Source organism: Massilia sp. CT11-108 (genome assembly GCF_047302915.1).
Lineage (GTDB): Bacteria > Pseudomonadota > Gammaproteobacteria > Burkholderiales > Burkholderiaceae_D > Telluria > Telluria orientalis.
Genome location: NZ_JBKYMO010001356.1, coordinates 1 through 347 on the forward strand (window position 1 = coordinate 1; position 347 = coordinate 347).

The following is a 347-nucleotide window of genomic DNA, read 5'->3' on the forward strand; positions in this document are numbered from 1 at the left end:
GCCTATGCCGGCCTGGCCGCTTCCCTGCTGCTGCGGCGCAAACGCACGCGCACGGCGGCCGGCACGCCCTACTGGCTGCTGTCGCTCGCGGCGCTGACCGGAGCCGCGTGGCTGTTCGCCTGGCCGGGCGGCGCATCGGACGCCCTCGTCGGCGTCTGCTTCCTCGCGGGCTGCGCGATGTCAGCCGTGAACGGCATGCTGTACCGGATCGTCCCGTTCCTCGTGTGGCACCACCTGCGCGCCGGCCTGCCGCCGCACGTGCCGGTGCCGAAGTTCGCGGAACTCATCGCCCCGAGCCGCCTGCGCACGCAATGCCGCTGGCACGCCGCGGCCGTCGCGGTGCTGCT

The 347-nt window shown here is 74.4% G+C and carries 1 pseudogene; it reads left to right on the plus strand.

What is annotated here, in order from left to right:
- Positions 1–347 (plus strand): annotated as a pseudogene (locus ACEN88_RS34775) (permease); the annotation flags it as partial.